Origin of the sequence: Mesorhizobium sp. (assembly GCF_024509055.1) — a bacterium.
Taxonomy (GTDB): domain Bacteria; phylum Pseudomonadota; class Alphaproteobacteria; order Rhizobiales; family Rhizobiaceae; genus Mesorhizobium.
On record NZ_JANINM010000091.1, the window covers coordinates 1 to 5,189 of the forward strand.

A 5,189-nucleotide genomic window follows, 5' to 3' on the forward strand; every position below is an offset into this window, starting at 1 on the left:
GGCACCTGTTGCGCCAGTCGCACCTGTGTCGCCCGTAGCTCCGGTGGCGCCGGTTGCTCCAGTCGAACCGGCGGCTCCGGTATCGCCAGTGGCCCCGGTAGCGCCAGTCGCGCCCGTAGCGCCGGTTGCGCCCGTGGCGCCGGTCGAGCCGGTGGCGCCCGTATCGCCGGTCGCGCCGGTTGCACCCGTAGCGCCAGTATCGCCTGTGGCTCCGGTCGCACCAGTTGCTCCAGTCGCACCCGTATCGCCAGTTGCGCCGGTAGCGCCGGTCGAGCCAGTGGCACCAGTCGCGCCGGTTGCACCAGTGGCACCCGTATCGCCAGTCGCTCCGGTGGCACCTGTTGCGCCAGTCGCACCTGTGTCGCCCGTTGCGCCAGTCGCTCCGGTATCGCCAGTGGCACCGGTAGCGCCAGTTGCGCCTGTGGCACCGGTTGCTCCAGTTGCGCCCGTATCGCCGGTAGCTCCGGTGGCGCCAGTGTCACCAGTTGCGCCGGTCGCACCAGTCGCGCCTGTGGCCCCGGTCGCCCCGGTATCGCCTGTGGCCCCGGTCGCACCAGTTGCTCCAGTCGCGCCCGTATCGCCAGTTGCGCCGGTCGAGCCAGTGGCACCAGTCGCGCCGGTTGGTCCAGTGGCACCCGTATCGCCCGTCGCGCCGGTTGCACCAGTTGCTCCCGTTGCGCCAGTCGCTCCGGTATCGCCAGTAGCGCCGGTTGCGCCCGTAGCCCCCGTATCACCAGTTGCGCCGGTCGCACCTGTAGCGCCAGTCGCACCCGTGGCGCCGGTCGAGCCTGTGGCACCGGTATCGCCGGTAGCTCCGGTGGCGCCAGTTGCACCCGTGGCGCCAGTATCGCCTGTGGCTCCGGTCGCGCCAGTGGCTCCCGTGGCTCCGGTTGCGCCGGTATCGCCTGTTGCACCCGTGGAGCCTGTTGCACCAGTCGCTCCGGTATCGCCCGTAGCGCCGGTGGCACCCGTTGCGCCCGTCGCTCCGGTCGCACCCGTATCGCCCGTTGCGCCGGTTGCACCAGTGGCTCCCGTCGCGCCCGTAGCACCCGTGTCGCCGGTGGCGCCAGTGTCACCAGTTGCGCCAGTCGCGCCCGTTGCACCGGTGGCACCCGTATCGCCGGTAGGTCCGGTGGCCCCCGTGGCTCCGGTTGCGCCAGTGTCACCAGTTGCGCCAGTGGCGCCAGTCGCGCCTGTGGCTCCGGTCGCCCCGGTATCGCCAGTGGCTCCGGTAGCACCCATAGCGCCGGTATCGCCTGTGGCTCCGGTCGCGCCAGTGGTACCCGTTGCGCCAGTCGCTCCGGTTGCTCCTGTCGCCCCGGTATCGCCAGTTGCTCCAGTTGCACCCGTGGCACCGGTTGCGCCCGTCGCACCGGTCGAACCCGTCACGCCTTGCGCGCCTGTGGCTCCGGTCGCACCTGTAGCGCCGGTGGAACCCGTCACGCCCTGCGCGCCCGTGGCACCGGTTGCGCCCGTCGCACCGGTCGAACCCGTGCCGCCCTGCGCACCTGTGGCGCCAGTCGCGCCTGTTGCACCGGTCGAACCCGTCACACCTTGCGCACCCGTAGCGCCGGTTGCGCCCGTGGCGCCGGTCGAACCCGTCGCGCCCTGCGCGCCTGTGGCACCGGTTGCGCCAGTCGCGCCGGTCGAACCCGTTACGCCCTGCGCGCCTGTGGCACCGGTTGCGCCAGTCGAACCCGTTACGCCCTGGGCACCTGTGGCGCCTGTCGCGCCCGTGGCGCCGGTCGAACCCGTCACGCCTTGGGCACCCGTGGCGCCGGTTGCGCCCGTGGCGCCGGTCGAACCCGTCACGCCCTGCGCGCCTGTGGCGCCAGTTGCACCTGTGGCACCCGTAGCGCCTTCCGCACCTGTAGCTCCGGTAGCGCCCGTTGCTCCGGTAGCCCCAGTCGGGCCAGTCGGGCCGGCAGCAGTCAAGTCAGTCACGGTCCAAGTAGTAGAGCTGACCGCAGCACCAACGGCCCAAGTTGCGCTACTTCCGCCGTTATAAGTGCCAGAATTCACAGTAACAGTAGCAGACGACGTAAGATAGACAGGAACGACCATCGTTCCGCCGTTCACGCTACCCGAAGGAATAGTAAAAGATCCGACAACAATCGTATTTCCTCCAACAACTGCGGTAAGAAAATAGACGCCGGCTGTCGGGCTGCTAGGGAACGCAATTTCGATGAAACTGAGCCCCGCTGGCGCAGCGACACTATTATTTAGGACGCCACCGTAGGCCGCGATGCCTGCCACCGTCAGTGGAGGTGATATAACTGCGTGACCTGGCAGCACTCCCAACTGCCAGCTTCCACCCCGTGCAGCGGCACCAATTAAACCCGCCGCCGCCGCAATGGGCGCACCGGTCGCATCCGACAGAGCCGCGACAAACGCACGCCCGCGAGCGCCTTCGCCCGCGTTGCAGGCCCACAGCAACAGATCGCCGTCCGGCCCAAGTGCATCGCCGATAGCTCTGAGCTCATCCGAGTGCTTGTCGACGTTGGCAATTGAGAGTGCTCCGCCGGTGAAATTGAGTTCGCCCGAGCGACCGTGGACGACAATGTGGACAGCATCGAGGTTCGCTTGGCCGCGCAGGGCGCGCGCGATCTCTTGCGAGGCCGGCATCGTACCGCTGAGAAGCACTGGCAGAACGTTTGACCGTAGCCCCCCAACAAACTCCGGGATGTCGGCGACTGATGGGTCGATGAAGGCGATTTCGCGGCCGGTTATCATCTTACGCCCCCCGATCAGACTGGCGGGGGGTGACTTCGACTGGATTGTTGAGGGACGCCGTTATCGCAGCATTGAAATCGCTGACCGACCATGATCCGGCGTTGTTGCCAGCCGGATGCCACGTGCCATTGTAGACGGCGATGGTGTTCGGGCCGGGGCTGCGTGGACCCACGGCATAGCGCCCCGCAGGGAGAGCTTCGGAGATCGCGAACGTGCCTCCAAAGTTTGCCGGCACGATGAACTGTCCGATGACATTCAGCGTGCCGCCGTCGTTCAGGACGACGAAGTAGGTGCCAGCCGCGGTGCCTGCTGGCCATCTGCCGAAAATGGTCAGCCGTTCGCCTTTGCCGGTCGAGATCAACGGCACTGCCAGCACTGCTGCGTAGTTCACCATGCCTACCTCCCCAAGCGGAGGCCGCGCCGCGGCCCTCCTTGTCTGCAAGTTCAGTTTCCAGACGCGGCCCTGCTCGGTCGAGCCAACCAGACCGGTCGCCGCAGCGACTGGCGCGCCGGTCACGTCCGACAGGGCATCGATGAAATTCGTTCCGACGACACCGGCGCCGGCGTTGCAGCTCCACAGGAGCAAGCCACCGGACTCGGCCAGGGCCGCGCCGATCGAAGCGAGTTCGGCCGCATCCCGCTCCAGCGTGTCGGCCGACCATTCGCCGGCGGCGAAACTCACGCGCCCGGGCGCGCCATGCGCGATGACGTGCAGGGCATCGAGGCCGTCGCGGCCTTCGAGCGCTCGCGCGATTTGCCGGGAAGGCCGCATCTCGCGGTTGAGGACGATCGCCTCGACTTCCGGCCTGAGGTTGCACAGGACCGTGCCAAGATCGGGTATGGAGGGATCGACGAAAGCGAGCTCCGAGGCGCCTGACCAGAAAGGGCCGGGTCGCAGCGCATGGCCCACGGAATCGGTCGGAATGTGGATCGGGGGGTTGCTGGAACCAGCACCAAGCCCGACCGGCGACACACGCGATTTCACTCGACCCATAACGCACCCCAGCAGCAACAGCGCCGATCGCTCGGCGTTGAACACAAGGGAAATCCGGATCAGGAATTGTCCGCCTCTCGCAGGCGGACAAACGTCATGCGGACCTGGAGTGCACGCTTGCCAGCATGCCCCGTCTTATTCGTCCGCCATATGGGCTACGCCCCCCAGCTCCTGCTCCCCAACCCTCTAGGGATCGACAGCCCGCCAGCCGTCTCGCCCCAGCGCTCCCCAATTACTAAGAATTAGTAAACTCGAAAATTAGCAACTTGTAAATGTATAAAGGTTGCAAAGGCTACCCTTGGTTAATCCGGCACGACGCAGTGACCGACGAACCAGGGCGCCCAGCCCGCGAGGCAGGTCTGAGATCCGCCTTCCAGTGCGGCGTCTCGATCGCAAACGAGAAGCGGGCCTGGCGTTTCCGCCCGGCCCGCGTCCGTTCTCACCTTCCGGCGGCGGCCCTATTCAGGCCGTGCTCAATCATGCGGCTTGAGGATGTTCTTCAAGCCATTCTTGAGCGTGTCGTCGGTCTGGCCGTATCCGGCGCCCTGCTTGCCCTTGTCCGAATTAAGATCGGACGTCGCGCCGGACGGCTGGTTCTGGTTCTGACCGAAGCCCTTGACCGAATTCAGGACGTTCAAGAGATCCGTCGTCGTCGAGCCAACCACCTGATTGATGAGTTGGCCGAACGAGCTCTTGCCATTACCGCCGCCAGAGCCTGACTGCAGGAACTGCGTCGTGTCCTTGAGCCCCAGGGTGCTGGAAGTCACCACGGCGCTTTGGCCGCCGTTTCCTTTGCCCTGACCGCCGGCGGAGTTGCCCTGTCCCTGGTGGACGCCGTTGTCGCCATTGTTATGGCCGCCGGAGTTACCGGGTGGTGGCTGTTGACCGTTGCCGTGGCCATTGTTGGCATCGCTACCATGATCACCAGTCTCGCCTCCGGAGCCGGTCGGTCCGGTAGATCCGGTCGGACCGGGCGAGCCCGTTGCACCGGTCGAGCCGGTAGCACCTGTTGGCCCAGTCGCCCCGGTCGAACCGGTGGCACCGGTAGAACCAGTTGCCCCGGTTGCACCCGTCGCGCCGGTATCACCAGTTGCGCCCGTCGCTCCGGTCGCACCCGTGGCGCCGGTATCTCCGGTCGCGCCTGTTGCTCCAGTTGCGCCTGTCGCACCTGTGGCTCCAGTGTCGCCCGTCGCGCCTGTTGCTCCGGTCGCTCCAGTTGCACCCGTGGCGCCGGTATCGCCGGTCGCACCAGTTGCGCCTGTCGCACCTGTGGCTCCAGTATCGCCCGTCGCGCCTGTTGCTCCGGTCGCTCCAGTATCGCCCGTGGCGCCTGTTGCTCCAGTTGCGCCTGTCGCACCTGTTGCTCCAGTGTCGCCCGTCGCGCCTGTGGCTCCAGTGTCGCCCGTCGCGCCTGTTGCTCCGGTCGCTCCAGTTGCACCCGTGGCGCCGGTGTCACCGGTCG

2 protein-coding genes and 2 pseudogenes are annotated in these 5,189 nt (G+C 66.9%); all 4 read right to left on the bottom strand.

Going from position 1 to position 5,189, the window contains the following annotated elements; genetic code table 11:
• Nucleotides 1–932, bottom strand: a pseudogene (locus Q0L57_RS05565) (hypothetical protein); the annotation flags it as partial.
• 1,303 nt (nt 933–2,235) lie between these two features.
• Nucleotides 2,236–2,733: pseudogene (locus Q0L57_RS05570) on the bottom strand (DUF4347 domain-containing protein); the annotation flags it as partial.
• Nucleotide 2,734: 1 nt separating this feature from the next.
• Complete coding sequence (locus Q0L57_RS05575; protein WP_296739231.1) at nt 2,735–3,727, bottom strand: DUF4347 domain-containing protein; 993 nt, start codon at nt 3,725–3,727, stop codon at nt 2,735–2,737.
• A 473-nt stretch (nt 3,728–4,200) separates the two neighbouring features.
• Nucleotides 4,201–4,494, bottom strand: coding sequence for a hypothetical protein (locus tag Q0L57_RS05580; RefSeq protein ID WP_296739232.1), 294 nt, complete (start codon nt 4,492–4,494; stop codon nt 4,201–4,203).
• Nucleotides 4,495–5,189 lie beyond the last annotated feature (695 nt).

Coding starts and splice junctions, on each gene's coding strand:
- Q0L57_RS05575 (WP_296739231.1), bottom strand. CDS start 3,727: ATGGGTCGAGTGAAATCGCGTGTGTCGCCGGTCGGGCTTGGTGCTGGT.